This is a genomic window from Rhizobium sp. WYCCWR 11146 (genome assembly GCF_013591995.1).
GTDB classification, from domain to species: domain Bacteria; phylum Pseudomonadota; class Alphaproteobacteria; order Rhizobiales; family Rhizobiaceae; genus Rhizobium; species Rhizobium indicum.
This window is the reverse complement of the sequence record NZ_JACCEY010000024.1, coordinates 496,155-520,955: the sequence shown is the minus strand read 5'-3', so window position 1 is coordinate 520,955 and position 24,801 is coordinate 496,155. Positions and strand designations below refer to the sequence as shown.

23 protein-coding genes are annotated in these 24,801 nt (G+C 61.0%); 14 read left to right on the top strand and 9 right to left on the bottom strand.

What is annotated here, in order from left to right; translation table 11 throughout:
* Positions 1 to 5 precede the first annotated feature (5 nt).
* Entirely contained in the window at positions 6 to 635 is a 630-nt protein-coding gene (gene mobA / locus HX899_RS22340; RefSeq protein WP_138389011.1) for a molybdenum cofactor guanylyltransferase MobA, read from the top strand.
* Positions 632 to 1,141: a molybdopterin-guanine dinucleotide biosynthesis protein B gene (mobB, locus tag HX899_RS22335; protein ID WP_180194053.1), complete on the top strand. Its 510-nt coding sequence runs from the start codon at positions 632 to 634 to the stop codon at positions 1,139 to 1,141. The genes mobA and mobB overlap by 4 nt, the downstream gene beginning before the upstream one ends.
* Here mobB and HX899_RS22330 read toward each other — a convergent pair.
* The 3 genes from HX899_RS22330 to HX899_RS22320 form a co-directional block, all read right to left on the bottom strand.
* The gene (locus HX899_RS22330) at positions 1,085 to 3,247 is read right to left on the bottom strand and encodes a response regulator (RefSeq protein ID WP_348647917.1); all 2,163 of its coding nucleotides are present in this window, start codon (positions 3,245 to 3,247) and stop codon (positions 1,085 to 1,087) included. The genes mobB and HX899_RS22330 overlap by 57 nt on opposite strands.
* Complete coding sequence (locus tag HX899_RS22325; RefSeq protein WP_180194052.1) at positions 3,225 to 4,736, bottom strand: ATPase domain-containing protein; 1,512 nt, start codon at positions 4,734 to 4,736, stop codon at positions 3,225 to 3,227. Before HX899_RS22325 ends, HX899_RS22330 begins: the two co-directional genes overlap by 23 nt.
* Before the next feature lie 151 nt (positions 4,737 to 4,887).
* Positions 4,888 to 5,781: a LysR family transcriptional regulator gene (locus HX899_RS22320; protein WP_138329218.1), complete on the bottom strand. Its 894-nt coding sequence runs from the start codon at positions 5,779 to 5,781 to the stop codon at positions 4,888 to 4,890.
* 134 nt (positions 5,782 to 5,915) lie between these two features.
* Here HX899_RS22320 and HX899_RS22315 point away from each other — a divergent pair, with 134 nt between their 5' ends.
* Together HX899_RS22315 and HX899_RS22310 are read left to right on the top strand one after the other, a co-directional pair.
* Complete coding sequence (locus HX899_RS22315; protein ID WP_138329217.1) at positions 5,916 to 6,311, top strand: cupin domain-containing protein; 396 nt, start codon at positions 5,916 to 5,918, stop codon at positions 6,309 to 6,311.
* 14 nt (positions 6,312 to 6,325) lie between these two features.
* On the top strand, positions 6,326 to 7,315 hold the full coding sequence (locus HX899_RS22310) for an aldo/keto reductase (protein WP_181293417.1): 990 nt from the start codon (positions 6,326 to 6,328) through the stop codon (positions 7,313 to 7,315).
* Positions 7,316 to 7,363: 48 nt separating this feature from the next.
* Here HX899_RS22310 and maiA read toward each other — a convergent pair whose 3' ends face one another.
* From maiA to HX899_RS22280, 6 genes are all read right to left on the bottom strand, one after another.
* The gene (gene maiA / locus HX899_RS22305; RefSeq protein ID WP_181293416.1) at positions 7,364 to 7,999 is read right to left on the bottom strand and encodes a maleylacetoacetate isomerase; all 636 of its coding nucleotides are present in this window, start codon (positions 7,997 to 7,999) and stop codon (positions 7,364 to 7,366) included.
* Positions 7,980 to 8,183, bottom strand: a complete 204-nt coding sequence (locus tag HX899_RS22300) for a hypothetical protein (protein ID WP_138329214.1) — start codon at positions 8,181 to 8,183, stop codon at positions 7,980 to 7,982. Before HX899_RS22300 ends, maiA begins: the two co-directional genes overlap by 20 nt.
* Before the next feature lie 102 nt (positions 8,184 to 8,285).
* Complete coding sequence (locus HX899_RS22295) at positions 8,286 to 8,702, bottom strand: organic hydroperoxide resistance protein (protein WP_138329213.1); 417 nt, start codon at positions 8,700 to 8,702, stop codon at positions 8,286 to 8,288.
* A 191-nt stretch (positions 8,703 to 8,893) separates the two neighbouring features.
* Entirely contained in the window at positions 8,894 to 10,216 is a 1,323-nt protein-coding gene (locus HX899_RS22290) for a HAMP domain-containing sensor histidine kinase (protein ID WP_181293415.1), read from the bottom strand.
* A complete protein-coding gene (locus HX899_RS22285) occupies positions 10,213 to 10,953 on the bottom strand; it encodes a response regulator (protein ID WP_181293414.1) in 741 nt (246 codons plus the stop codon). Before HX899_RS22285 ends, HX899_RS22290 begins: the two co-directional genes overlap by 4 nt.
* A 121-nt stretch (positions 10,954 to 11,074) precedes the next feature.
* Positions 11,075 to 12,124, bottom strand: coding sequence for an alpha/beta fold hydrolase (locus HX899_RS22280; RefSeq protein WP_181293413.1), 1,050 nt, complete (start codon positions 12,122 to 12,124; stop codon positions 11,075 to 11,077).
* 350 nt (positions 12,125 to 12,474) lie between these two features.
* Between HX899_RS22280 and HX899_RS22275 the strand changes: the two genes are divergently transcribed.
* The 10 genes from HX899_RS22275 (at position 12,475) to HX899_RS22230 (ending at position 24,732) form a co-directional block, all read left to right on the top strand.
* Complete coding sequence (locus HX899_RS22275; RefSeq protein ID WP_181293412.1) at positions 12,475 to 14,250, top strand: cytochrome c biogenesis protein DipZ; 1,776 nt, start codon at positions 12,475 to 12,477, stop codon at positions 14,248 to 14,250.
* A 54-nt stretch (positions 14,251 to 14,304) separates the two neighbouring features.
* On the top strand, positions 14,305 to 15,063 hold the full coding sequence (locus HX899_RS22270; RefSeq protein ID WP_181293411.1) for an alpha/beta fold hydrolase: 759 nt from the start codon (positions 14,305 to 14,307) through the stop codon (positions 15,061 to 15,063).
* A gap of 390 nt (positions 15,064 to 15,453) precedes the next feature.
* Positions 15,454 to 16,176 carry a DeoR family transcriptional regulator gene (locus HX899_RS22265; protein WP_130668602.1) on the top strand — a complete coding sequence of 241 codons (723 nt, stop codon included), beginning with the start codon at positions 15,454 to 15,456 and terminating at the stop codon, positions 16,174 to 16,176.
* A 177-nt stretch (positions 16,177 to 16,353) separates the two neighbouring features.
* The gene (gene deoC / locus HX899_RS22260; RefSeq protein WP_246697160.1) at positions 16,354 to 17,382 is read left to right on the top strand and encodes a deoxyribose-phosphate aldolase; all 1,029 of its coding nucleotides are present in this window, start codon (positions 16,354 to 16,356) and stop codon (positions 17,380 to 17,382) included.
* Positions 17,383 to 17,387: 5 nt separating this feature from the next.
* On the top strand, positions 17,388 to 19,775 hold the full coding sequence (locus HX899_RS22255; RefSeq protein WP_181293410.1) for an aldehyde dehydrogenase family protein: 2,388 nt from the start codon (positions 17,388 to 17,390) through the stop codon (positions 19,773 to 19,775).
* A gap of 160 nt (positions 19,776 to 19,935) precedes the next feature.
* Entirely contained in the window at positions 19,936 to 20,391 is a 456-nt protein-coding gene (locus HX899_RS22250) for an RbsD/FucU family protein (protein ID WP_171598676.1), read from the top strand.
* 12 nt (positions 20,392 to 20,403) lie between these two features.
* Positions 20,404 to 21,336 carry a ribokinase gene (gene rbsK, locus HX899_RS22245; RefSeq protein WP_138329206.1) on the top strand — a complete coding sequence of 311 codons (933 nt, stop codon included), beginning with the start codon at positions 20,404 to 20,406 and terminating at the stop codon, positions 21,334 to 21,336.
* Positions 21,333 to 22,208: a carbohydrate ABC transporter permease gene (locus tag HX899_RS22240; protein ID WP_138329205.1), complete on the top strand. Its 876-nt coding sequence runs from the start codon at positions 21,333 to 21,335 to the stop codon at positions 22,206 to 22,208. The genes rbsK and HX899_RS22240 overlap by 4 nt, the downstream gene beginning before the upstream one ends.
* Positions 22,205 to 23,233: a carbohydrate ABC transporter permease gene (locus HX899_RS22235; protein ID WP_112846370.1), complete on the top strand. Its 1,029-nt coding sequence runs from the start codon at positions 22,205 to 22,207 to the stop codon at positions 23,231 to 23,233. Before HX899_RS22240 ends, HX899_RS22235 begins: the two co-directional genes overlap by 4 nt.
* A gap of 44 nt (positions 23,234 to 23,277) precedes the next feature.
* A complete protein-coding gene (locus HX899_RS22230) occupies positions 23,278 to 24,732 on the top strand; it encodes an extracellular solute-binding protein (RefSeq protein ID WP_181293409.1) in 1,455 nt (484 codons plus the stop codon).
* Positions 24,733 to 24,801: the final 69 nt, after the last annotated feature.

Below are 24,801 nucleotides of genomic sequence, written 5' to 3'. Positions count from 1 at the left end.
GGATGATGGCTGAATTCTCATTGGATAAATCTCAAATAGCGGGCGTCGTGCTGGCCGGCGGCCGCTCACAGCGCATGGGCCGCGACAAGGCGGGCGTGATGCTCGGGGCCGAGAGCCTGCTCCACCATGTGCTGACCCGCCTCTCGCAGCAGGCCCCGCTCGTTGCCGTCAACGCCGATGCCGCCGCCGAGAGCGTGCCTGTCGTTCCCGACCGTTTTCGCGGCAAGGCCGGGCCGATGGCCGGTATCCATGCGGCCATGGTCTATGCCGCCGGCCTGCCGTCGACCACCCATGTCGTCACCGTCTCGGTGGATTGCCCGTTCTTCCCGGCCGATCTCGTCGCCCGGCTGGCGGCAGCGGTCGACCACCCCTCGCAGGTCGCCATTGCAGCCTCCGAGGGCCGCAGCCATCCTGTCTTCGGGCTTTGGCCGGTGACGCTGGCCGCCGATCTCGAAGCCTGGATCGCCACCGACGAGAAGCGCCGAGTACGCGACTTCCTGTTACGACATGACGTTACGGAAGTGGCGTTTCCGCTGCATCCGACCCGTGCCAGCCTGCTGGATCCCTTCTTCAACATCAATACGCCCGACGATCTCGTCGAGGCGGAACGCTGGCTGGAGGCCCTTCGCGGATGACCGCACCGAAAATCTTCGGCATCGCCGGCTGGAAGAACTCAGGCAAGACGGGGCTCGCCGTCCGGCTGGTGACGGAGTTCACCCGCCGCGGCTACAAGATCTCGACGATCAAGCACGCCCATCATGATTTCGACATCGACAAGGTCGGGGCCGACAGCTACCGCCACCGTCAGGCCGGCGCCCACGAGGTCACCATCGTCTCCGGCACGCGCTACGCCATCATGCACGAGCTGCGCGGCGCGCCAGAACCTGAATTCGAGGAGATCCTCGCCCGTCTCGCCCCCTGCGATCTCGTGCTGATCGAAGGTTACAAGCGCGAGCCGATCCCGAAGATCGAGGCCCGCCGCCTGGAGGCCGCCAATCGCGAACCGCTGGCGCCAAGCGATCCCCATATCTGCGCCATCGCCGCCGATCATGCCGTCACGGACACGGCCTTGCCGGTCTTCGATCTAGACGACACAGGCGCCATCGCCGATTTTATCGCTGACATCGTCGGCCTTGGATAGGCGAGGCTTTGAACCACCTGCGTCACCGCCGGACCTGAGAAGCGGGACCGTTTCGCTTGCCATCGCCTTGGCAATTTCCTTGGCAAGCTGAGCCTGATCATAGGGCTTTGCCAATCTCGGAAGATCGATATCGGTGCCGGCAGGAAGATCGGCGTAACCTGTCGCCAGCACGATCGGCAATGCCGGATGAATGTCCCGTGCGGCCTGAGCAAGCTGTGCGCCGGTCATACCAGGCATCGAATAGTCGGTTATGACAAGGTCGAAATACTGACCGCTGCTGATCAGTTCCAGCGCCTGCGCGCCGGAGTTTGCTTCGACGACCTCGTGGCCGAGATCTTCAAGCATGTCGACCGAACTCATGGCGATCAAGGCATCGTCATCGACCAGAAGGATCTTCAGTCTGGATGCAGCTTGCGGAACGGGCAGTTCCGCTTCGATCGCCCGCTCGGGGCGCCGTTCGGTCGCCGGAAGCCACAGTTCGGCAATCGTTCCCACTCCAAGCTCGCTGGTCAGAAGAAGTGCGCCATTGAGCTGAACGGCAAGTCCGTGGATCATCGACAAGCCTAGGCCCGTGCCCTTTCCGAGTTCCTTGGTAGAGAAAAACGGATCGACTGCCTTCTTCAGCGTCTCCGCGTCCATGCCGGTGCCGCTGTCGGCCACTGCCAGCACAAGATATGCCCCCTTGCCGAGAGCGCCGTCATCGCCGGCCACCTGCTCCTCACGCAGCGATATCAACAGCGTCCCGCCATCCGGCATCGCATCGCGGGCATTGACCGCGAGGTTGAGCAGCGCCAATTCGAGCTGGTTCGCATCGACTAGCGCCGGCGGCAGCGTCGCCGGCAGGCTGGTTTCGATGCTGATCGACGATCCGACCGAGCGCCGCAGCAAGTCGTTCATGCCGGAGACCAACTCGGCCAGATCGACGGGCTTGACCTGCAGATCCTGCTGTCTGGCAAAAGCCAGCAGCCGCTGCGTCAGCGCCGCCCCGCGTCGCGCGCCCTGAACCGCGCCATCGACCAGACGCGTCGCCTTCGCATCTCCAGCCACGTGCTTGCCGAGCAGCTCCAGATTTCCGAGAACAACCATCAGCAGATTGTTGAAATCATGGGCGACGCCACCGGTCAGTTGGCCAATCGCTTCCATTTTCTGCGATTGGCGAAGCTGCTCCTCGGCCCTTTCGCGCTGGGCGACCTCCTCAAGCAGGGTCTGGTGGGCAGCGTTGACCTCCCTGGTCCGTTCCCTCACACGCTCTTCGAGGTTCTCATTGAGCCGTCTCAGATTTTCTTCGATGGTCTTGCGGGCGGTGGTATCGGAGCAGACGCCGACCAGTTTGCTGGCGGACCCATATCTGTCGGCGTAGAGCTGCGCATGGACTTCGGTCCAATGCAGTGATCCATCCGGCCAGATCGTCCTGTGCTCGATCGAATAGTCTTCTCCGGTATCAATCGTCCGGCGCAGGCGTGCCAGCACAAGGTCCCGGTCATCGGGGTGGATGCTGGCGATCAGATCGTCGCGGGTGACATCATCATCCGGTTCTCGGCCGAAGACTGCCTTGCAGGTCGCCGAGGCCATCAACGCCATCGTGGAAAGTTCCAGCTCCCACGCCCCGAGACGACCGGCGGCGAGTGCCGTCTGCAACCGGCGTTCTCCCTCGCTCAGAGCCTCGAGCCGGGCGCGCGCTTCGTATTGGCGCAGACGTCCCTTCAAAGCTGTGCGGACAACGCTGATGAAGGAGGTCGCATGGAACGGCCTCTCCAGAAAGGCGACGTTGCCTAGAACCTCGGAAAGCCTGGCAGCGGCTGGATTTCGTTCAGGTCCGCCACCGCGGCGGGTGAGGACGATGAACGGCAGGTCGGACCAGCTTGGCTGGGCGGCAACCCAGGCAGCGATCGGTTTCAGGTCACTGCCGCGGACGGCCTCTTCCGTCAACACGCCAACCGCGATGTCGTCATCCAGCGATGACGCGAAGAGATTCAAATCGGCAACTGCGATCGATGATAGTCCGGCCTCATCGGTCAAGGATGCCGCAACCTGGGCATCGCGTCCGGCCGGGGCATAGATCAGTGCCTTCGGGTTACTGGAATTAGGAATTGCCGCCGTCCTCACTGTCGGTTGGCAAAAGCGCAGCGGACTTTGCAACGAAGTCCGGGACGCCACGAAGCACCCCCTGAAAACCGACGATGGGATCTCCGATCGTCAGGCCGTCCGCATCGATCCGATACTCCCGGATGGTGTCCTCGTGGTGGCCGGTCCTCTTCTTGATGACGGAGACCGCCCGCCGCACACGTCCCACGGCCTCGAAGTAACGCAGGAGGATGACCGTATCGGCGAGGTAGGTCACGTCAACAGGCGATTTCATATCGCCCACCAGTCCATGCTGGGCGACCGTAAGGAAGGTGTTCGCGCCTTGTCTGTTCAGATATTGCAGCAGCTCGTGCATATGCAATATCAGCGAATTTTCATCCGGCATCGAAGCCTGGTAGCCATTGATGCTGTCGATGATGACGGTCCTCGCGCCCGACCTGTCGACACAGGTCCGCACGCGGTGGGCGAATTCGCCGGGTGATAGTTCCGCGGCATCGAGCTGCTCGATATGCACCAAACCCTCATCCCTCAGTCCCTCGAGATCTATCCCGAGCTGTTTCAGGCGGGCGAAAAGCAAACCGAGCTCCTCATCGAAAATAAAGGCAGCCGTCTTTTCTCCGCGCGCGATGGCCGCCATCAAGAATTGAAACGAGAAAGTGCTCTTGCCGGTGCCGGCGGGACCGAGGATCAGTGTACTGGACCCTCGCTCGAGCCCTCCGCCCAGAAGAAGGTCCAGCTCTGCAATATTGCTGGGAAGCTGATCGCGAACATATTTCAACCTGTGTTCTGCGGCGACGAGACGCGGAAACACGACGACACCGCCGGTCTGGATGGTGAAGTCGTGGTAGCCGCCGCGAAAAGCCTGCCCGCGGTATTTCATCACCCTCAGGCGTCGCCGTTCGGAGCCGTAATTCGGCGCCAGCTCGTCGAGATGGATAACCCCGTGCACGACGCTGTGTACCGTCTTGTCGAGCGTGTCGGAGGTCAGATCGTCGAGGAGAAGCACGGTCGCCCCTTGTCGGGCAAAATAATGTTTGAGCGCAAGAATCTGCCGGCGGTAGCGCAGCGAGCTTTGTGCGAGAAGCCTTATCTCGGACAGGCTGTCGAGAACCACCCGGCTCGGCTTGATCCGCTCGAAGGCGGCGAAAATTTCTCTTGTCGTCTCACCGAGTTCAAGATCCGACGAATAAAGCAGGCTCTGCTGTTGGTCGGCATCCAGCAGGCTTTCCGGAGGCACGACCTCGAAGACCTCGATATTGCCCTCGATCACCATGCCGTGCGATGCGGCACCGGCCCGAAGTTCGCTCTCGGTTTCCGAAAGGGTGATGTAGAGCCCCTGCTCGCCGAGCCGTGCACCTTCGATCAGGAACTGCAGCGCAATCGTCGTTTTGCCAGCTCCCGGATTTCCCTCCAGGAGAAACACGTGCCCCGGCGAAAGGCCCCCCGCCAAAACTGTATCCAAACCGGACACGCCGGTCCGAGCTTTCGTGGCAGACGCCGCAGTATTCATTCACTGTTTCCTTCAATTTCAAGTGTGAATTAGCGGCGAGCGATGGAATGTCAAATTGCCGGCGGCATGATTTCACCTCCAGCAAGAACCAATCATTGAACGTCAGGTAGCTCGGATCCATGCCTGTCCGGACAGCTCGAAACGGCGAGACCTATCCCCGATAGCGCAGCGCATCGACGACGAGGGCGAATGCCGGCGATGTATGCCTGCGGCTCGGATAGTAGAGATGGTAGCCGGAAAACGGCAGGCACCAATCCTCAAGGACCCGCACCAGCCGCCCCTCGGCAAGATGCGTCTCGACCAAGTTCTCCGGCATATAGGCAAGGCCCAGACCGGCCAGCACGGCATTCAGCCGGAGCGCTATATTGTTGAAGACCAACTGTCCTTCGACGCGAACCCTGAGTTCGCGCCCGTCCTTTTCGAACTCCCAGGCATAGACACTGCCATAGGTCGGCAGGCGCAGGTTGATGCAATTGTGATCCGTAAGGTCCTGCGGCGTCAGCGGCTTCGGCCTGGTGTCGAAATAGGCGGGAGCGCCGACCACGGCCATGCGCATGTCGGGGCCGATGCGCACCGCGATCATGTCCTTCGCTACCTGTTCTCCCAGCCGCACCCCCGCATCGTAGCGCTCCGCGACGATGTCGGTCAGACCGTAGTCAACGATGATCTCGACATTGATATCGGGATAATCAGGCAGCAGCTTTTGCAAGGCGGGCCAGAGGACGGCATCGGCCGCATGCTCGCCGGCATTGATGCGGATCGTGCCTGCCGGCTTCTCCCGGAACGCGCTCAAGGCAGCCAGCTCGCTCTCGATCTCGTCGAGCCGCGGTCCGATGGAGACCAGCAGGCGTTCGCCGGCTTCCGTCGGCGAAACGCTACGGGTCGTGCGTGTCAGCAATCGCAGTCCAAGCCGTTCCTCGAGCCCTCGGATGGTGTGGCTGAGCGCCGACTGCGACACACCGAGCTTGCCCGCCGCCTTGGTGAAGCTTTGAGCGCGCGCGACGGCGATGAAGGCGATGAGGTCGTTGACGGCGGGGCGCGGCATTTATGAAACTTTCTCATGGGTTCTTGCCGTTTATACCATCTAATCGCGGCCAGGCGCACGCCCTAAATACCTTGTTACTCGAGTGGACATGTCCACCCCGCCATCGAAAGCCCGGCATCGAAAGGAAGACAAAGATGGATATCAAGCGAAGCGGTTCGCAGCCATCGGCCAAGGGACCGACCGATTGGTTTACCGGCAGCGTGCGTGTCGACCCGCTGTTTGCCGTGACCAGCCCCGCACGCGCGGCTGGCGCCAGCGTCACCTTCGAGCCCGGCGCCCGAACCGCCTGGCACACCCATCCGCTCGGCCAGACGTTGATCGTCACATTGGGCTGCGGTCGCGTGCAGCGCGACGGCGGCCCCGTCGAGGAGATCCGCGCCGGCGACGTCGTCTGCTTCGCACCGGGTGAACGCCATTGGCACGGCGCATCGCCGACGACGGCAGTGACCCATATCGCCATCCAGGAACAGCTCGACGGCAAGGTCGTCGACTGGATGGAGCATGTCACCGACACGCAATACCAAGGTTAGAAAAGGAAACTTCTATGCAGAAGCGTGAACTTGGAAAGAGCGGACTTCAAGTCTCGGCCATCGGTCTCGGCTGCATGGGGCTGAGTTACGGGTATGGCCCGGCGACAGATATTCAGGAAGCGACCGTACTGATCCGGCGGGCATTTGAACGCGGCGTGACCTTCTTCGACACAGCCGAGGCCTATGGCCCCTATAAGAACGAAGAGCTTCTGGGCGAGGCGCTCGCCCCATTCCGCGAAGAGGTGGTGATCGCCACGAAATTCGGTTTCAACTTCGATGCCAATGGCGGTCAGAGCGGCATGAACAGCCGTCCGGAGCGGATCTGCGCGGTGGCCGACCAGGCGCTGAAGCGTTTGAAGACCGATGTCATCGATCTCTTCTACCAGCATCGCGTCGATCCCGATGTTCCGATCGAGGATGTCGCCGGCACGGTCAAGGCGCTGATCGCGGAAGGCAAGGTCAGGCATTTCGGCCTCTCGGAAGCGGGCGCCCAGACGATCCGCCGCGCCCATGCCGTCCAGCCGGTGGCGGCACTGCAGAGCGAATATTCGCTGTGGTGGCGCGAGCCCGAGCAGGAAATCCTGCCGACGCTGGAAGAGCTCGGCATCGGTTTCGTTCCTTTCAGCCCGCTCGGCAAGGGCTTTCTGACTGGCGCGATCAGCGAAACGACCACCTTCGACAGCAAGGATTTCCGCAACGTCGTGCCGCGCTTTTCTCAGGAGGCGCGAAAGGCCAACCAGGCGCTCGTCGATCGTCTCGGAGAAATCGCCGCCCGCAAGAAGGCCACCTCCGCCCAGGTCGCTCTCGCATGGCTGCAGGCGCAGAAGCCCTGGATCGTGCCGATCCCCGGCACCACCAAGCTGCATCGCCTCGAGGAGAACATCCGGGCCGCCGAGGTCGAACTGACGGCCGAGGATCTCGGCAATATCGAAAGCGCGCTCGCCACCATCAAGGTGGAAGGCGATCGATATCCCGCGCATCTGCAGGCAAGGGTCAACCGCTGAGAAAAGAAACGGCCGCCATCGTTTGCGGTCGCTTCTTCATTGATCGCATCATCGTCTCGGCGCCGGTGCATTCTCCTGGAAAGCCGGGATCGCCTCGAGCCTGCCGACAATCTCCGCGATATTGGGCCACAGGGCGAGATCGAAGCCCATGCGCCGGGCGCTGATCGCCTGCGGGAAGAGAAAGATATCGGCGATACCAGGCCGGTCGCCGATGGCGAAGGCGCCTTGCCTGCGGCCGGCGATCATCGACTCTACAGCGGCCATTCCCTCGCCGACCCAGTGACGGCTCCAGGCTGCAACGGCATCGGCATCCGCCTGGAAGGCCGTTTTGAGGTGCAGGCCGATGCGTGGCGGCAGCAGCGCATGGATCTCGGCTGCGATTGCAAGCGCGATCGACCGCGCCAGCGCCCTGCCCTCCGCCGTGTCGGGCAGCAGCGGCGGTTCGGGGTGAAACTCGTCGAGATATTCGACGATCGCCAGTGACTGGGTGATGAGGACGCCGCTATCCGTCAGCAAGGCCGGCACCAGCCCTTGCGGATTGACGCTGCGATATCCGGCCTGCCGGCTCTCGGCATCTTCGCCGAGGATGGTCACCGGCAGTGTTTCCGCCGTCAATCCCTTCAGGGCGAGCGCGATGCGGACTCGCGACGTCGCCGAGGAAATTTCATTCTGATAGAGCTTCACGGTCTTTCTCTCCCTGGTGACTTAAATAGAGGGGCTGGAACGGCCGCTGCTCCCCGGAAGACGACGCTGCGGATGCCGCCGTCACGAGGCCCGCTAGCGGCGAAGGCTCCTGCGAGCTTACGTCGTAGATGCAGGGCGCGGCGAAGACCGCCGCTCCCAGAATGCAGATGATCATCAATCTCATCAGATCCTCCATCGGCGAGGCCCGGTCGGCCTCGTCCTGTTTGCTTTCGGCTCCTGTCCTTTGCCCGCCGCAGCCAATGGCCTTCGGCGGGCAATGTATTCGTCAGGCAACGCTCAATTCGACATGGATATTGCCGCGTGTAGCCTTCGAGTAAGGGCAGGTCTGGTGAGCCTCTTCAATGAGGGCTCGTGCCACATCCGCTTCGATCCCGGGCAGGCTGACCTTGAGACGGGCCTGCAGGAAATAGCCGCCATCGGCTGTTCCGAGATCAACCTCGGTGTCAACGGCAAGATCGGCTGGAAGCTTGACCTTTTGATTAGCCGCGGCAAAGCCGATCGCGCCGATGAAGCACGCAGACCAGCCGGCGGCGAAAAGCTGTTCGGGATTGGTGCCGGCGCGGTTGCTGCCCGGAGGCGAAAGCTTGATCTCCAACTGGCCGTCGTCGCTGTGCGAAGCGCCATCGCGCCCGCCCGTCGTATGGGTCTTGCCGGTATAGAGAACCTTATCGATCTTTGTCATGGAACACTCCTTGTGTTGCGTCGCTCCAGGCGACTGGCCGCGCTGCGCGGCCGGGTTGACGGAGTGTGGTTTGACCGACGGATATATCCGCCATGTTTCCGAAATCGCCCGAAATGTCACAAAGCGTAGCATCCGGTATCGAGGACATCTTCACATACAAAACGTCTCGAAATTTTGCAGCGCCTCTGATGTCAACGGATAGTGATTTCCGCTGCCAGCCCGCCGCCAGCGCGATTGTGGAGCCGGAGCGACCCACCAATCTTGGCCGTCAGTTGCTGGGCGATAGCAAGACCGAGACCGGTGCCGCCGGTCTCCCTGTTGCGGGATTGTTCCAGCCGGAAGAAAGGCTGCATGGCGGCTTCCAGCATATCGTCCGGAATTCCCGGCCCGCGATCCATGACTGTGATCACGATATCGTTCTCGGCGCTGCGCTCGACACTAATCTCGGCAGCACCAGCGAACTTCAGCGCATTGTCGATGAAGTTCGACAGGATTCGGCGAAGTGCATGCGGCTTGGTGAAGGCGGCGCCCTGAACCAGCCCGACGACGGTGACGGCCTTTCCGGTATCCTGGTAGTCATAGGCTATGCTGTCGATGAACGAAGCGAGATCGATCCGGGCGCTCTTCTCGCCGTTGCCATGCGCGCTGCGCGCATAGGCAATCCCGTCCTGGACGAGACGCTGAATCTCGCCGAGATCATGCACCAGCTTGTCTTTCTCCGGCGACTCCTCCGCCATGTCGGCGCGCAGCCGCATGCGGGTGATCGGCGTCTGCAGGTCATGCGAGATTGCCGCCAGGATCTGGACGCGCTCTTCGAGGTAATGGGCAATCCTCTCCCGCATCGCGTTAAACGCCTTTGCCGCATGCGCGACCTCGCTCGGCCCCGCCTCGCTCAAGGCCGGACCGTCCTTGTTCGGGTCGAGGGCATCGGCGGCGGCGGCAAGCTCGCCAAGCGGCCGGATCGCCTGGCGAACCGCAAACCAGGTACAGAGGATGAGCAGCGCCATCTGGATGACGAAGACATAAGGCAGCCATGCGGCGATCGGCATGACGCCCTTCGGCGTGACGTCGATCGTCAACGGGCTTCCGTCGCTCAGCGTCAGATGCGCCTGCAGCCGGTTCACATCGCCTGGAATCCGTTCGATCCGGATTGGAAAGCGGTGCCCGATAGCCTCCTCGATCTTTCCTGAGATTTCCGCCCCTTTGCTTGACGTGTCAGGCACGCCGGGAAGGCCGGGCCCGAGCACGAAACGGTAATTGCCGCGGCTCAGCCGGTCGAGCAGGTCGCCGCGCTCGCCGGGCGAAAGCCGATCGAGAACCGCAATCGATGTTGCCACGTCATTTTCCAGCGTGCCGAGCATCACCGCCTTGGCCGACATGTACCGCTCCATATAGAGCACACTGAAGGACAGACCGTAGGCGAAGGCCAGTCCGATCAGCAGGATCAGGAAGATCCGCGACCGCAATGTGCTCGGCCACGTCAGGCCCGAACGCAGGGGCAATGCAGCCTTCATTGGCGCAGCTCCGAGATTTCGACCGGAACCGCAAACACATAACCTTCGCTGCGCACCGTCTTGATATAGGTCGGTTCGCGCGCATCGTCCCCCAGCCGCTGGCGCAGGCGGCTGACCAGGAGATCGATCGAACGATCGAAAAGATCGGCGTCCCGGCCCTGCGTCAGGCTCAGAAGCTGGTCGCGATTGAGCACCCGTTGCGGGTGGTCGATGAAGACGCGAAGCAGTCGGTATTCGGCGCCGCTCAGCGCAATCGCGGTTCCTTCCCTGTCGAGAAGGTGACGGGCGACCGTATCGAGCCGCCAGTCGCCGAAGGTCAGCAATTGCCCGGCCTCGCTGATCTGCAGGTTCGGCGGCAACATCCGCGTGCGCCGCAGCACCGCCTTGATGCGGGCGAGCAGCTCACGCGCAGCAAAGGGCTTGGGAAGATAATCGTCGGCGCCCATCTCCAGCCCGAGGATCCTGTCCATCTCGTCGGTGCGGGCCGTCAGCATCAGGATCGGGATCGCCTTGTGCCGGCCGGCGCGCAGTTCGCGGCACAGCACCAGCCCATCGTCACCGGGCATCATCACATCGAGCACGATCAGGTCGACCGCATTGGCCTCGATAAAGCTGCGCATCTGGCGCCCGTCCGCAGCCACGCTTGTCCTCAAACCGTTCTTCTGCAGATAGCCCGAGACCAGCTCGCGGATTTCGCGATCGTCATCGACGATCAGGATGTGATCGACATGATCCATATTTCCCGGTTCCTTACCCATAGAAGCGGCCGCGCCCTCCACCCCATACGAGGCGGTTGACACGACCTACACATATTCCGCCGGCCGGAGCAACGAGGCCCTGCAACCGGATATCGTCGGTTTAAAAGCGATCGACGTCTATGACAGCCTGCGCGAAGGCCTGAGGCGCCTCCTGAGGCAAATTGTGGCCGATGCCGCCGCCGATGGTGCGATGCTCGTATTTGCCGGAGAATTTTCCGGCGTAGGCGGAAGGCTGCGGATGCGGCGCACCGTTTGCATCGCCTTCCATGGTGATGGTCGGCACCGAAATGACAGGCGTTGCGGCGAGCGTCGTCTCGTAGGCATCGTACTTTGCCTCGCCTTCGACAAGCCCCAGGCGCCAGCGATAATTGTGAATGACGATGGCGACGTGGTCGGGATTGTCGAAGGCAGCGGCCGACCTGTCGAATGTCGCATCGTCGAAGTTCCACTTCGGCGATGCCGTCTGCCAGATGAGCTTTGCGAAATCATGCGTGTTGCTCTCGTATCCCTGACGACCGCGTTCGGTGGCGAAATAGAACTGATACCACCAGGCGAGTTCGGCTTTCGGCGGAAGCGGCTTCTTGTTGGCCTCCTGGCTGCCGATCAGGTAGCCGCTCACCGATACCATCGCCTTGCAGCGCTCGGGCCAGAGCGCCGCCATGATATTGGCGGTCCGCCCGCCCCAGTCGTAGCCAGCAATCACAGCCTTCTCGATATCAAGCGCATCGAGCAGCGCGATCATATCGGCGGCGAGCGCTGACGGCTGGCCGTTGCGCGGCGTCTGGTCGTCCAGGAAGCGGGTCGTCCCGTAGCCGCGCAGATAAGGCACAATCACCCTGTAGCCCGCCGTGGCAAGCAGCGGTGCGACATCGACGAAACTATAGATGTCATAGGGCCAGCCATGCAGGAGCAATACGACGGGGGCATCCGCCTTTCCCGCCTCGGCATAACCGATGTCGAGCACGCCTGCCTTGACCTGCTTCAGCGCTTCGAAGGACGTGTTGGTTCCGGGCTTTATAGCTGGCACCGAACCGGCCGCCGCAGACGACTGGGCGGCGGCCGTGCCGGCCACGCCGAATTCGACGGCCGCAAGGGCGATTGCCGTCATGCCGAAGAAACGGCGGCGGTGATGGTTGATTTGCTCTGACATCAGTCTCTCCTGTCGAATGGATCACGGTCGCGAAAAGGCGCTCTACTTGTATCCCTGATATGTCGCAAGCAACCGTTTTTTGAATGCGGATGTAGCTTCCGGCCGCCTGGATACATTCCGATACAATCGCGCGGCCTCGGCAAGTGGTCGCCTTGGCTGCAGTCGTCTCCTCGCGGCTGCGGCAGTTTGTATCGCTTTGTATCGCTGCCGCCCTACCCCGACACTTCGGTACATTTTCCCGCAAAGCCGGACACATCGGGGATACCTCACACCGGCCATATCCCCGCCGTTGCTGGTTCAGGCCCCATCGCCGCCCAGAGCCCGATCAATCGGTTTCAAAGGAAACGATGATGACACTTCTGATCATTGCCTATCTCGGAGGCGCGCTGACGATCCTCAGCCCGTGTATCCTCCCCATCCTCCCCTTCGTCTTTGCCCGCGCCGGACAGCCCTTCGTCAGAAGCACGCTGCCGATGCTGGCGGGCATGGCCGCCACCTTCGCGCTGGTCGCTACACTTGCCGCAGTCGGCGGCAGCTGGGCCATTCGCGCCAATGAATATGGCCGCCTTGCCGCCATCGTCCTGCTTGCCCTCTTTGGCGCGAGCCTGCTTTCGCCGCGTTTCGCAAGCACGCTTGCCCGGCCGGTCGTCGATCTTGGCAACAATCTTCTGAACGCCACCGGCGGCGGGCGCGGCACCACGACAGTGAAGAGCGCGCTTCTTCTCGGCGTTGCCACCGGAATGCTCTGGGCGCCTTGCGCCGGTCCGATTCTCGGCCTTGTGCTGACCGGAGCTGCATTGCAGGGCGCCAATCTGCAAACGACCTTCCTGCTGATCGCTTATGCCGCTGGTGCTGCAAGTTCGCTTGCGGTAGCCCTGCTGGTCGGTGGCCGGATATTCGCCGCCATGAAGCGTTCGCTCGGCGTTGGCGACAGGATTCGTCAGGGGCTCGGCGCTGCCGTCCTGGCGGGTGTCGCCGTCATCGCGCTTGGCCTCGACACCAGCCTGCTCGCCCGGCTCTCCTATGCCAGCACCACATCGCTGGAACAGGCCGTGCTCGACAGGCTGCATGCAAAGCCGCTCAGTAGCGCATCTTCCGAGCTGGCGAGCAACGAGGTGATGATCGCCGCAGCTGATGCGAAGAAGCCCTTCCGCAGCGACTTGCCCGTCGAAGGCCGCGCCCCCTCGCTCGACGGCGCGGTCGAATGGCTGAACTCTGAGCCTCTGACATCAGAGCAATTGCGGGGCAAAGTCGTGCTCGTCGACTTCTGGACCTATTCCTGCATCAACTGCATTCGCACGATCCCCTATGTCAGGGCCTGGGCGGAAAAATACGCCGATCAAGGCCTTGTCGTCATCGGCGTCCACGCCCCGGAATTTGCCTTCGAGAAGAAGATCGACAACGTCAAAAGCGCAATCGACGATTTCAAGATCGGCTATCCCGTTGCGATCGACAATGATTACAAAATCTGGCGCGCTTTCGAAAACAGCTACTGGCCTGCCGCCTATCTGATCGATGCCAAGGGTCAGATTCGCTACCACCATTTCGGCGAAGGCAATTACGACAGGACCGAAAAGGCCATTCAGGACCTGTTGCGCGAGGCCGGCAGCCAGACGACGGCAAGCGCGCCGGTCGCGCCGGATGCCAAGGGCGTGGAAGCAGGCCCAGATCTCCGCAATATCCGCTCCGGCGAGACCTATCTCGGCTACGAACAGGCGGCGAATTTCGCCTCTCCGGAAGGGCTGCAGGCTGACCTGGCACAAAATTATACAATCGGCGAACCGGGCCTCAATGGCTGGGGCCTGTCCGGAACCTGGATCGTCGGCCGGGATCAGGCGACGCTTGATCAGTCGGGCGGTGGCATCACCTATCGCTTCAGCGCCCGCGATCTGCATCTCGTTCTTGGGCCGGGTGCCGGCGACAAGCCGATCCGCTTCCAGGTGAAGATCGACGGCAAGGCGCCAGGGCCCGACCATGGGTCAGACATCGATGCCGACGGCAATGGCACGGTGACCGCGACGAGGCTTTATCAGCTCGTCCGCCAGTCCGGCACGGTCGCCGCCCGCAACTTCGAGATCCGCTTCCTCGATCCCGGCGTGCAGGCTTACGCCTTCACGTTCGGCTGAACCTGAAACGCATCAATATCCCGATCATCAACAATGACCAAAGGAGTGATAGTCATGAACAAACGTCTTCTTTTCACGGCAGCGCTTGCATTTGCCGCCACCGCCATCGCGTTCGCAGCAGAGGCTGCCGCGGTCAAGAACATCGTGATCGTCCACGGCGCGCTGGCCGACGGCTCGGGATGGCGCAAGGCGACGGACATTCTCGCGAAGCGCGGCTTCAACGTCACCATCGTCCAGCAGCCCATTACCTCGCTCGACGACGATGTGGCGGCGACCAAGCGGGTTCTCGACCTTCAGGACGGACCGGTCCTGCTCGTCGGCCACAGCTACGGCGGCATCGTCATCACCGAAGCCGGCAACGATCCCGCGGTCGCGGGCCTGGTCTATGTCGCGGCATTCCAGCCCGACAAGGGAGAAAGCCTGCTGAGCCTCGCCAGCTCGAAACCCGCAGGCAGCATGGATATAAAGGAAACGAAGGACGGCAAATATCTCTATCTCGATCCGGGCGCCTTCGCCGCGGCTTTCGCAGCCGACCTTCCGCAAGCCGAAGCCGATTTCATGGCAAAGTCACAGGTCTTTGCCGCAAAGCAGGCATTCTCCGCCAAGATCACTCAGCCGGCATGGCGGACGAAGAAAAGCTGGTCGATCGTCGCCACCGAGGATCGTTCTATCAACCCCGAGCTGGAACGCGACATGGCAAAACGTGCCGGCAGCGAAGTGACCGAGATCAAGGCCAGCCACGCCGTCTTCGCCTCCCAACCGGAAAAGGTTGCCGATGCGATCGAAACGGCAGCAAGGAAAGCCGGCGAGTAGCGCGCGCAGGAAGGTCCTCAGCAGTCGCGGATGAAGCCTCTGGTCGGAAGGCCACCCGACCAGAGGCGTGAGAAGTCGCGGCCGGCCAAGAATGTCGATCTCGTCGTCACCCGCTTCCCCGCAGCCGAAGTCGGGCAGCATCCATGCAGATTGTGACTATTCCATCACAAAAATGGAAGATTGGTCACAAATTCTCATTTCAAATTGCGGGGTTTCCCTGTAAAATTGAGACGATATGCCATGTTGCGCGCAACCGGCTGGTGCAGAAGCTGAGCTCGGCGCAAATGCCGAATCGTAGCTCGAGGGACAAACAAGATGAGAATGGCAGTCCCTTGTTAAATTTTCATCAGAACACTATTCCAAGTGTAAACGATAAGGGAGAGATGCGATATGGATAGTCGCAAGGGCCGGCGCATCGCAGTCTTATCCGAGGCCCTTTCACAACATCGCATTCTGCACATCAAGAATGCTGCGGAGATCCTGGGCGTCTCAGAGATGACGGTGCGGCGTGATGTCAGCGCCAATGCAGACCAATTCGCGTTTCTCGGCGGCCATATCGTTGCAGCTGTCGAAGCGGAAAACGATCCCTATGAAATTTCCAAGGCAGCCGACAGTCATGCCGCTGCAAAACGGCAAGTTTGCACACAAGCTATTGATTACATTCACCATGATGATACGGTGTTTTTCGATTGCGGCACCACCTTACCCTATCTGGTCGATCTCCTCCCAGACCAGATTCACATAACGGCGATCTGTTACGCCATGAATGTCGCTGATCGTCTGACGCGAAAACCCAACGTTCGCCTTGTTATGCTCGGTGGTCTTTACCACCCAGCATCGGCGAGCTTTTCCGGTGCCACGGGGCTGGAAATGCTCGATCAGCTTGTGATCAACGTGGCATTTCTATCGGCAGCCGGTGTCGATGCCCGGCGTGGCGCAACCTGCGCGCATTTTCACGAAGCGGAGATCAAGAAAAAGGCGATGTCCCGGGCACGAAAGAATATTCTTCTCGCCGACAGCAGCAAAATTGGCAAGCTCAAGCCAGCCTTTTTCAGCGACATGAAGTCGTTCGACGTGGTCATCACCGAAAACGGCATGAACGATTTCGATTGAGAAATCCCGCATTTTTTCTGCGTCTGGCGAAATCTAAACTTGACGCAGCGGCGCGGTGATGCAAACCTCACAAACAGTGAAAAAAAAATCACATTTGAGCCAGTCGTGAAGCTTCCTCTGCGTGCCTCTGCACTTGATGGCAACAGGATCTTCACGCTCGGATCGGGAGGATTCTAGTTGGAAACCGTTGCTGTTCACAATGCGGCAAACGCGGCGCATCATGGAGGCCCTTCGCGATTGCCGGGCGGCACCCATAACCGGCCGCGCAATACCGGGATGGAACTCGATCTGTCTTGGGTGCTTGACACCCGGGTCAACCTGTCTGCCACCGAGCGCCGCGTAGCCTCGCTTCCCGGACGCCGGACCGTCAAAAAGGACGCACAGGCGGCTTGGCTCCTGAAGGCGGTGACCTGCATCGACCTGACGACATTGAACGGCGACGATACCCCCGAACGCGTCAAGCGGTTGTGCGCGAAGGCGATGAATCCGATACGCGCCGACATTCTGGATTCGCTTGGCATGAGCGGCCGTTCGATCACCACCGGCGCCATCTGCGTCTACCATCGTTTTGTTGCAACGGCCGTCGAGGCGCTCGGAGATTCCGGCATTCCGGTCGCCGCGGTTTCGACCGGTTTCCCTGCCGGCCTCAGCCCGCACCACCTCAAGGTCAAGGAAATCGAGGCGTCAGTTGCCGATGGCGCGAAGGAAATCGACATCGTCATCACCCGCGAGCATGTACTGACCGGCAACTGGACAGCACTCTACGAGGAAATGAAAGAATATCGCGCCGCCTGCGGTGATGCGCATGTCAAGGCCATTCTGGCGACCGGCGACCTGAAGACGCTCCGCAACGTCACCAGGGCCTCGCTGGTCTGCATGATGGCGGGAGCCGATTTCATCAAGACCTCGACCGGCAAGGAAGGCATCAATGCGACGCTGGCCGTGACATTGACCATGCTGCGGGCGATCCGCGCCTATCAGGAACGCACCGGTATCAAGATCGGCTACAAGCCGGCCGGAGGCATTTCAGCGGCGAAGGACGTGTTGAACTACCAGTTCCTGATGAAGGACGAACTGGGGCGCGAGTGGCTGGAGTCCGATCTCTTCCGTATCGGTGCATCAAGCTTGCTTGCTGATATCGAGCGGCAGTTGGAGCATCACGTCACCGGTGCCTATTCAGCCCTCAACAGACACCCGATTGGATGATCCAGATGACTGTTGCAAAGTATTTCGACGAGATGTCCTACGGCCCCGCCCCCGAATCCGATACCGAAGCTCGCGGCTGGCTGGCGCGCCACGCTTCCGGTTTCGGTCACTTCATCAATGGCGCATTCGTGCCCTCCGCATCGGGCAAGAACTTCGACACGTTCGAGCCAGCCACCGGCAAGGTCCTGGCGAAGCTCGCAAACGGCGGCGCGGCGGATGTGGACAACGCGGTTGCTGCGGCCCGCAAGGCACAGGCGTCATGGGCGCGACTGCCGGGCCACGCGCGGTCGCGCCATCTCTATGCACTTGCCCGGATGATCCAGCGCCATGCGCGTCTGATTGCTGTGGTCGAGGCAATCGACAATGGCAAGCCGATCCGCGAAACCCGCGATCTCGACGTGCCCCTGGCAGCCCGTCATTTCTATCATCACGCCGGATGGGCGCAAATCCAGGACACGGAATTTGCCGATCATGTGCCGGTGGGCGTCGTCGGCCAGATTATCCCGTGGAATTTCCCGTTCCTGATGCTGGCCTGGAAAGTGGCGCCGGCTTTGGCGCTCGGCAACACCGTCATCCTGAAGCCTGCCGAATTCACCTCGCTGACGGCCCTTCTCTTTGCCGAACTGGCATCCGCGGCTGGCCTTCCGCCGGGCGTACTCAATATCGTGACCGGCGAAGGTGAAACAGGCGCGCTGCTCGTCGGGCATGAGGATATCGACAAAATTGCCTTTACCGGATCGACCGAAGTCGGGCGCGTTATTCGCGAGCGTACCGCGGGTAGCGGCAAATCCTTGACGCTGGAACTCGGCGGCAAGTCCCCTTTCGTCGTTTTTGACGACGCCGATATCGACGGCGCCGTGGAAGGCGTGGTCGACGCGATCTGGTTCAACCAGGGACAGGTCTGCTGCGCCGGTTCGCGGCTTCTGGTCCAGGAAGGCATTGCCGATCTTTTCCATGAGCGGCTGAAGCGCCGGATGGAGACATTGCGGGTCGGTCAGCCTTTGGACAAGTGCATCGATATGGGTGCGATCATAGCGCCCGTGCAATTGACGCGTATCGAAGCGCTGGTGAAAAAGGGAGTTTCAGAAGGCGCGACACTGCATCAGGCCAAGATCGACCTGCCGAAGGGCGGCAGCTTTTACCCGCCGACGCTTCTCAGCGGCGTGCAGCCGACATCGATCGTCGCGACCGAGGAAATTTTCGGGCCGGTTGCGGTCTCCATGACTTTCCGCACACCGGAAGAGGCTATCCAGCTTGCCAATCACACCCGCTACGGCCTCGCCGCCAGCGTCTGGAGCGAGACGATCGGCTTGGCGCTGAACGTTGCGGCAAAGCTTGCAGCCGGCGTGGTCTGGGTGAATGCCACCAATCTTTTCGATGCCGCCGTCGGTTTTGGCGGCAAGCGCGAATCCGGATTCGGCCGCGAAGGCGGACGCGAAGGTTGCTACGAATATCTGAAGCCGAAGGCTTGGGTCGGTCGCAAGGCGCGCGCAGCTATGCCCGCACTTTCGCAACTAAAGCCGGTTGCCGGCGATTTTGCCCTGCCAAGCATCGACCGGACGGCAAAGCTCTTCATCGGCGGCAAGCAGGCACGCCCGGACGGCAATTATTCCCGTGTCATCGCCTCGCCCAAGGGCAAGGCGATCGGGGAGGTCGGCGAAGGCAACCGCAAGGACATCCGCAATGCGGTGGTTGCCGCACAGGCCGCCTCCGCCTGGTCGAATGCGACCACTCATAGCCGCGCCCAGATTCTCTATTACATCGCCGAAAACCTCAGTGGCCGCGCCGACGAGTTCGCCTCGCGGATAACAGCGATGACCGGAGCTTCCGCAGCCAATGCAAACGCCGAGGTCGACGCCGCGATTTCCCGTCTCTTCACCTACGCAGCCTGGGCGGACAAATATGAAGGCGGCATTCACCAGCCGCCGCTTCGCGGCGTTGCCTTGGCCATGCCGGAAGCCATCGGCGTCGTTGGCGTCATTTGCCCGCCGGAAGCGCCGCTGCTCGGCTTTATCAGTCTGATTGCGCCGTTGATTGCCACCGGCAATCGTGTCGTCGCCGTGCCAAGTGAGGCCTTCCCGCTTTCGGCCACGGATTTCTATTCCGTTCTGGAAACGTCGGATGCGCCTGCCGGCGTCGTGAATATCGTCACCGGGTCGGCGATCGAACTGGCAAAGATCCTTGCCGCGCACAATGACGTTGATGCGTTGTGGGCCTTCGGCTCGGCGGAACTTTCGACGACGGTGGAGAAGCTGTCTTCGGGCAATCTCAAGCGAACCTTCGTGGACAATGGCAAGGCGACGGACTGGATGGACAGAGCCGCTGCCGAAGGCGCGCTATACCTTCGCCGCGCTGTGGATGTGAAGAATATCTGGATCCCCTACGGAGAATAAGGGCTCCAACTCTGGTCATCCGGGCGGGAGGAGAACCGCACCGGCAGGCGAGAACAACGGAATTTGAGGGAATCGCAGAGCTGTAACGGAGCTGCGGTTATTGGGCTCTGTTTTGCGGGCACGAGGTGCTGCGAAATGGTGCAACTAAGGGAGGATTTTCATGCTGAAGAATATCGATCCGGCTCTGAATGCGGATGTGCTGCATGCGCTCCGGTCCATGGGGCATGGCGACACGGTCGTCGTTTCCGACACCAATTTTCCTTCGGATGCCATTGCCCGGCAAACGGTGCTCGGCAAGCTGCTGCGCATAGACAATGTGTCTGCTGCCCGCGCCATCAAAGCTATTCTTTCGGTAATGCCGCTGGATACGCCGCTGCAGCCGTCCGCCGGACGAATGGAAATCATGGGCGCACCGGACGAGATCCCTCCAGTGCAGCAAGAAGTCCAGGCCGTTATCGACGGCGCCGAGGGCAAGCCGGCGCCGATGTATGGCATCGAGCGTTTCGCCTTCTATGAGGAGGCCAAAAAGGCCTATTGCGTCATCACTACGGGCGAAAACCGCTTCTACGGCTGCTTCCTCTTCACCAAAGGCGTGATTCCGCCGGAAACCGTTTGAGGGGAAACGATAATGAAGGTGGGTGTTTCGATCCTCGGGATTTTCGTCGCCGACACGGCCTATCTGGCCAAGCGCATGCCAAACGTTGGCGAGACCATCACCGGGACCGGTTTTGCAGTAGGCCCGGGCGGCAAGGGATCCAACCAGGCTGTCGCTGCTGCCCGCGCCGGTGGAACGGTCTCCTTCATCTCGAAGATCGGCCGCGACACGTTCGGCGACATGGCGCTGAAGACCTATGCGGAAGCAGGCGTGACGCCGAAGGTTGTACAGATGGACGATATGCCGACCGGCGCTGCCTTCATCTACGTGAATGACGGTAACGGCGACAATGCGATTATCGTCTATCCAGGTGCCGCAGGCACCATCGGCGTTGGTGATGTCGAAGCGGCACGCGAAACCATCGAACAATCGGCTGTTTTCGTGACCCAGCTCGAACAACCGGCTGAAGCGGCGCAACGCGCCCTCGAAATCGCCCATGCGGCCGGCGTTACCACTGTTTTCAATCCCGCGCCGGCCGAGCCGTTTCCAGACACGATCTATCCGCTCTGCGACTATATCGTGCCAAACGAAACCGAGGCGGCGGCCATCGTCGGTTTTCCGCTCGACACGCTCGACGACGCCAGACGGGCTGGCGACGCCTTTCTTGCCAAGGGCGTGAAAGCCGCGCTGATCACCCTGGGTGGTCGCGGTGTGCTCTATCATACGGCCGGGCAATCGGTTCATGTTCCGGCGGTCTCGTCGGGAGCAGTCATCGATACCACCGGCGCCGGCGACGCATTTGTCGGTGGCTTCTCGGCAGCGCTCTCGCGGGGCGCTAGTCCGGTCGAGGCCGTGCGTTTCGGCTGCGCGACCGCCGGTATTGCGGTGACGCGGCGGGGTACCGCGCCTGCAATGCCGAAGATCGAGGAAATCGAGGCGCTTCTCCAGAAGGGAGACGCAGCATGACCCGCAACGATCCAGTCAAACACTTCTTCATCTGGCCGGCGTTGCTGATCGTGCTGGTGATTTCGATCTTCCCGCTGATCTATTCGCTGACCACCAGCTTCATGAGCCTGCGGCTCGTGCCGCCGATCCCCGCGCGTTTCGTCGGCTTCGGCAACTATACGGAACTGCTTCAGAATCCGCGCTTCTGGAGTGTCACCTGGACGACGACGATCATCGCCTCTGTCGCGGTGACGCTGCAATATGTCATCGGTTTTTCCGTGGCGCTGGCGCTCAGCCGTCGTGTGCCCGGCGAAGGCTTGTTCCGGGTCAGCTTCCTGGTGCCGATGCTGGTGGCGCCCGTTGCCGTTGCACTGATTGCCCGCCAGATCCTCAATCCCACGATGGGCCCGCTCAATGAGCTGATGACCGTCTTCGGTTTTCCCAACCTGCCGTTTCTGACGCAGACCAGATGGGCTATCGGCGCCATCATTTCCGTCGAAGTGTGGCAGTGGACACCCTTCGTCATCCTCATGCTTCTTGCCGGCTTGCAAACCCTACCGGAGGACGTCTACGAGGCTGCCGCGCTTGAAAATGCCAGCCCCTGGCAGCAGTTCTGGGGGATCACTTTCCCGATGATGCTGCCAATTTCGGTGGCGGTGGTCTTCATCCGCCTCATCGAGAGCTACAAGATCATCGACACGGTGTTCGTCATGACAGGCGGAGGGCCCGGCATTTCGACCGAAACGCTCACCTTGTTCGCGTATCAGGAGGGCTTCAAGAAGTTCAACCTCGGCTACACCTCCGCCCTGTCCTTCCTGTTTCTGATCGTCATTACCGTGATCGGGCTCGTCTATCTCGCCATCCTGAAGCCTTATCTGGAGAAGCACAAATGAGCGTGCGTGACCTCAAAGGATCCGGCCGCTGGTGGGCGCTCGCAGGCTGCCTGCTCTGGCTGGCCTTCACCTTCTTTCCGCTTTACTGGGTGGCGATCACCTCGTTCAAGTCGCCGCTCGGCGTCGTCGGCGGGCCAACCTATATTCCATTTGTCGACTTCGACCCGACGCTGACAGCCTGGAGCGAGCTTCTGTCGGGCGCGCGCGGCCAGTTCTACAACACCTTCATCGCCTCGACGATCATCGGGCTTTCCGCATCGGTGCTGGCCACCTTCATCGGATCGATGGCAGCCTATGCGCTGGTGCGCTTCACCTTCGAGGTCAAGCTGCTGTCCGGGGTGATTTTCGTCGTTGTTGCCTTCGGCGGATATCTTCTCGGCCGTCATGTGCTGGGCTACGGGCAGGCTATTTCGCTGATCTTTGCCTTTGTTGCAGCGCTTGCGCTCGCCATCGGCTCCAGCCGAATGAAGCTTCCAGGGCCGCTCCTCGGCAATGATGATATCGTCTTCTGGTTTGTGAGCCAGCGCATGTTTCCGCCGATCGTCGCCGCCTTTGCCTTGTTCCTGATGTACACGGAAATGGGCAAGTTGGGGTTCAAGCTGGTGGACACCTATACAGGGCTCACCTTCGCCTATGTCGCCTTCTCGCTGCCGATCGTGATCTGGCTGATGCGCGATTTCTTTGCGGCACTGCCGGTTGAAGTCGAAGAGGCGGCGATGGTCGACAATGTGCCGTCGTGGAGAATTTTCTTCGGTATCGTCCTGCCCATGTCCAAGCCGGGCCTGATCGCGACATTCATGATCACGCTCGCCTTCGTCTGGAACGAGTTCCTGTTCGCACTCTTCCTGACCAGTTCCAAATGGCAGACCCTTCCCATTCTCGTCGCAGGGCAAAACAGCCAGCGCGGCGACGAGTGGTGGTCGATATCGGCAGCCGCCCTGGTCGCGATCATACCCATGGTCGTCATGGCGGGCATTTTGAGCAGGCTGATGCGGTCTGGCCTGCTTTTAGGAGCAATAAAGTGACCGTTCGACAAGCCTAGTCATTGTTCAATTCCGGGGAGGAAAACATGGGAAGATTGCTACTGAGTTCAACGGCCGCGGTACTGTTTGCGGCGGCGGGCACCGCACCGGCGCTCGCGTGCGAACCGGACTACACCGGTGTCACACTCACGGCCACGACGCAGACTGGGCCCTATATCGCCTCTGCACTGCAACTCGCGGCCAAGGGCTGGGAAGAAAAGACCTGCGGCAAGGTGAATGTCGTCGAATTTCCGTGGTCGGAACTCTATCCGAAAATCGTAACCTCGTTGACTTCGGGCGAAGACACGTTCGACGTGGTCGCCTTTGCGCCGGCCTGGGCACCGGACTTCACCGACTTTCTCTCAGAAATGCCGAAGAATATGCAATCAGGTGCCGACTGGGAGGACATCGCGCCGGTTTACCGCGAGCAACTGATGGTCTGGAACGGCAAGGTCCTGTCGCAGACCATGGACGGTGATGCCCATACCTATACCTACCGCATTGATCTGTTTGAAAACGCGGAAAACCAGAGCGCCTTCAAGGCGAAGTATGGCTACGATCTGGCCCCGCCGAAGACATGGAAGCACTATCTCGACATCGCCGAATTCTTCCAGCAGCCCGACAAGGGCCTCTGGGGCACGGCGGAAGCCTTCCGCCGTGGTGGCCAGCAATTCTGGTTCCTGTTCAGTCACGTAGCGGGATACACCAGCCATCCCGACAATCCCGGCGGCATGTTCTTCGATCCGGATACGATGGATGCACAGGTCAACAATCCGGGCTGGGTGCGCGGCCTTGAGGAATATATCCGCGCCTCCAAGCTCGCACCGCCGAACGCTCTCAACTTCTCGTTCGGCGAAGTGAACGCGGCCTTTGCCGGTGGCCAGGTCGCGGAATCGATCGGCTGGGGCGATACCGGCGTCATCGCCGCCGACCCGAAGCAGTCGAAGGTTGCCGGCAATGTCGGTTCGGCATCGCTGCCGGGCTCCGACGAGATCTGGAACTACAAGACCAAAAAGTGGGACAAGCAGCCCGAGGTCGTCCAGACTTCCTTCATGGCCTTCGGCGGTTGGCAGGCGGCTGTTCCGTCGTCCTCCAAGAACCAGGAGGCGGCCTGGAACTATATCCAGTTCCTGACTAGCCCGGCGGTTTCTGGTCAGGCGGCCATCACCGGCGGCACAGGCGTCAATCCTTACCGTCTTTCGCACACGACAAATACGGCGTTGTGGTCGAAGATCTTTTCCGAGCGTGAGGCCAAGGAATATCTTGGAAGCCAGAAGGACGCGGTGACCGCCAAGAACACGGCGCTCGACATGCGCCTGCCGGGCTATTTCTCCTATACGGAAATTCTCGAAATCGAGCTTTCCAAGGCATTGGCTGGAGAGGTGACGCCGCAGCAGGCGCTGGATACCGTGGCTGCCGGATGGAACAAGCTGACGGACGAGTTCGGCCGCGACAAGCAACTGGCAGCCTATCGTTCGTCGATGGGCCTGCCTGCGAAGTAAGCCCATCCTCAACATCTCATCCCGGCGGTGCCGGGATGAGATCAGACATCGTTGAAAGAAGAAGCAAAC

What these genes read in the sequence shown, in the direction of transcription:
- HX899_RS22315 (WP_138329217.1), top strand. Translation starts at nt 5,916, where the DNA reads ATGGATATCAAGCGAAGCGGTTCGCAGCCATCGGCCAAGGGACCGACC.
- HX899_RS22270 (WP_181293411.1), top strand. Translation starts at nt 14,305, where the DNA reads ATGAACAAACGTCTTCTTTTCACGGCAGCGCTTGCATTTGCCGCCACC.
- HX899_RS22320 (WP_138329218.1), bottom strand. Translation starts at nt 5,781, where the DNA reads ATGCCGCGCCCCGCCGTCAACGACCTCATCGCCTTCATCGCCGTCGCG.
- HX899_RS22285 (WP_181293414.1), bottom strand. Translation starts at nt 10,953, where the DNA reads ATGGATCATGTCGATCACATCCTGATCGTCGATGACGATCGCGAAATC.
- HX899_RS22240 (WP_138329205.1), top strand. Translation starts at nt 21,333, where the DNA reads ATGACCCGCAACGATCCAGTCAAACACTTCTTCATCTGGCCGGCGTTG.
- HX899_RS22295 (WP_138329213.1), bottom strand. Translation starts at nt 8,702, where the DNA reads ATGACAAAGATCGATAAGGTTCTCTATACCGGCAAGACCCATACGACG.
- HX899_RS22275 (WP_181293412.1), top strand. Translation starts at nt 12,475, where the DNA reads ATGACACTTCTGATCATTGCCTATCTCGGAGGCGCGCTGACGATCCTC.
- mobA (WP_138389011.1), top strand. Translation starts at nt 6, where the DNA reads ATGGCTGAATTCTCATTGGATAAATCTCAAATAGCGGGCGTCGTGCTG.
- HX899_RS22255 (WP_181293410.1), top strand. Translation starts at nt 17,388, where the DNA reads ATGACTGTTGCAAAGTATTTCGACGAGATGTCCTACGGCCCCGCCCCC.
- mobB (WP_180194053.1), top strand. Translation starts at nt 632, where the DNA reads ATGACCGCACCGAAAATCTTCGGCATCGCCGGCTGGAAGAACTCAGGC.
- rbsK (WP_138329206.1), top strand. Translation starts at nt 20,404, where the DNA reads ATGAAGGTGGGTGTTTCGATCCTCGGGATTTTCGTCGCCGACACGGCC.
- HX899_RS22265 (WP_130668602.1), top strand. Translation starts at nt 15,454, where the DNA reads ATGGATAGTCGCAAGGGCCGGCGCATCGCAGTCTTATCCGAGGCCCTT.
- HX899_RS22250 (WP_171598676.1), top strand. Translation starts at nt 19,936, where the DNA reads ATGCTGAAGAATATCGATCCGGCTCTGAATGCGGATGTGCTGCATGCG.
- HX899_RS22325 (WP_180194052.1), bottom strand. Translation starts at nt 4,736, where the DNA reads ATGAATACTGCGGCGTCTGCCACGAAAGCTCGGACCGGCGTGTCCGGT.
- HX899_RS22300 (WP_138329214.1), bottom strand. Translation starts at nt 8,183, where the DNA reads ATGAGATTGATGATCATCTGCATTCTGGGAGCGGCGGTCTTCGCCGCG.
- HX899_RS22310 (WP_181293417.1), top strand. Translation starts at nt 6,326, where the DNA reads ATGCAGAAGCGTGAACTTGGAAAGAGCGGACTTCAAGTCTCGGCCATC.
- HX899_RS22230 (WP_181293409.1), top strand. Translation starts at nt 23,278, where the DNA reads ATGGGAAGATTGCTACTGAGTTCAACGGCCGCGGTACTGTTTGCGGCG.
- HX899_RS22280 (WP_181293413.1), bottom strand. Translation starts at nt 12,124, where the DNA reads ATGTCAGAGCAAATCAACCATCACCGCCGCCGTTTCTTCGGCATGACG.
- HX899_RS22290 (WP_181293415.1), bottom strand. Translation starts at nt 10,216, where the DNA reads ATGAAGGCTGCATTGCCCCTGCGTTCGGGCCTGACGTGGCCGAGCACA.
- HX899_RS22235 (WP_112846370.1), top strand. Translation starts at nt 22,205, where the DNA reads ATGAGCGTGCGTGACCTCAAAGGATCCGGCCGCTGGTGGGCGCTCGCA.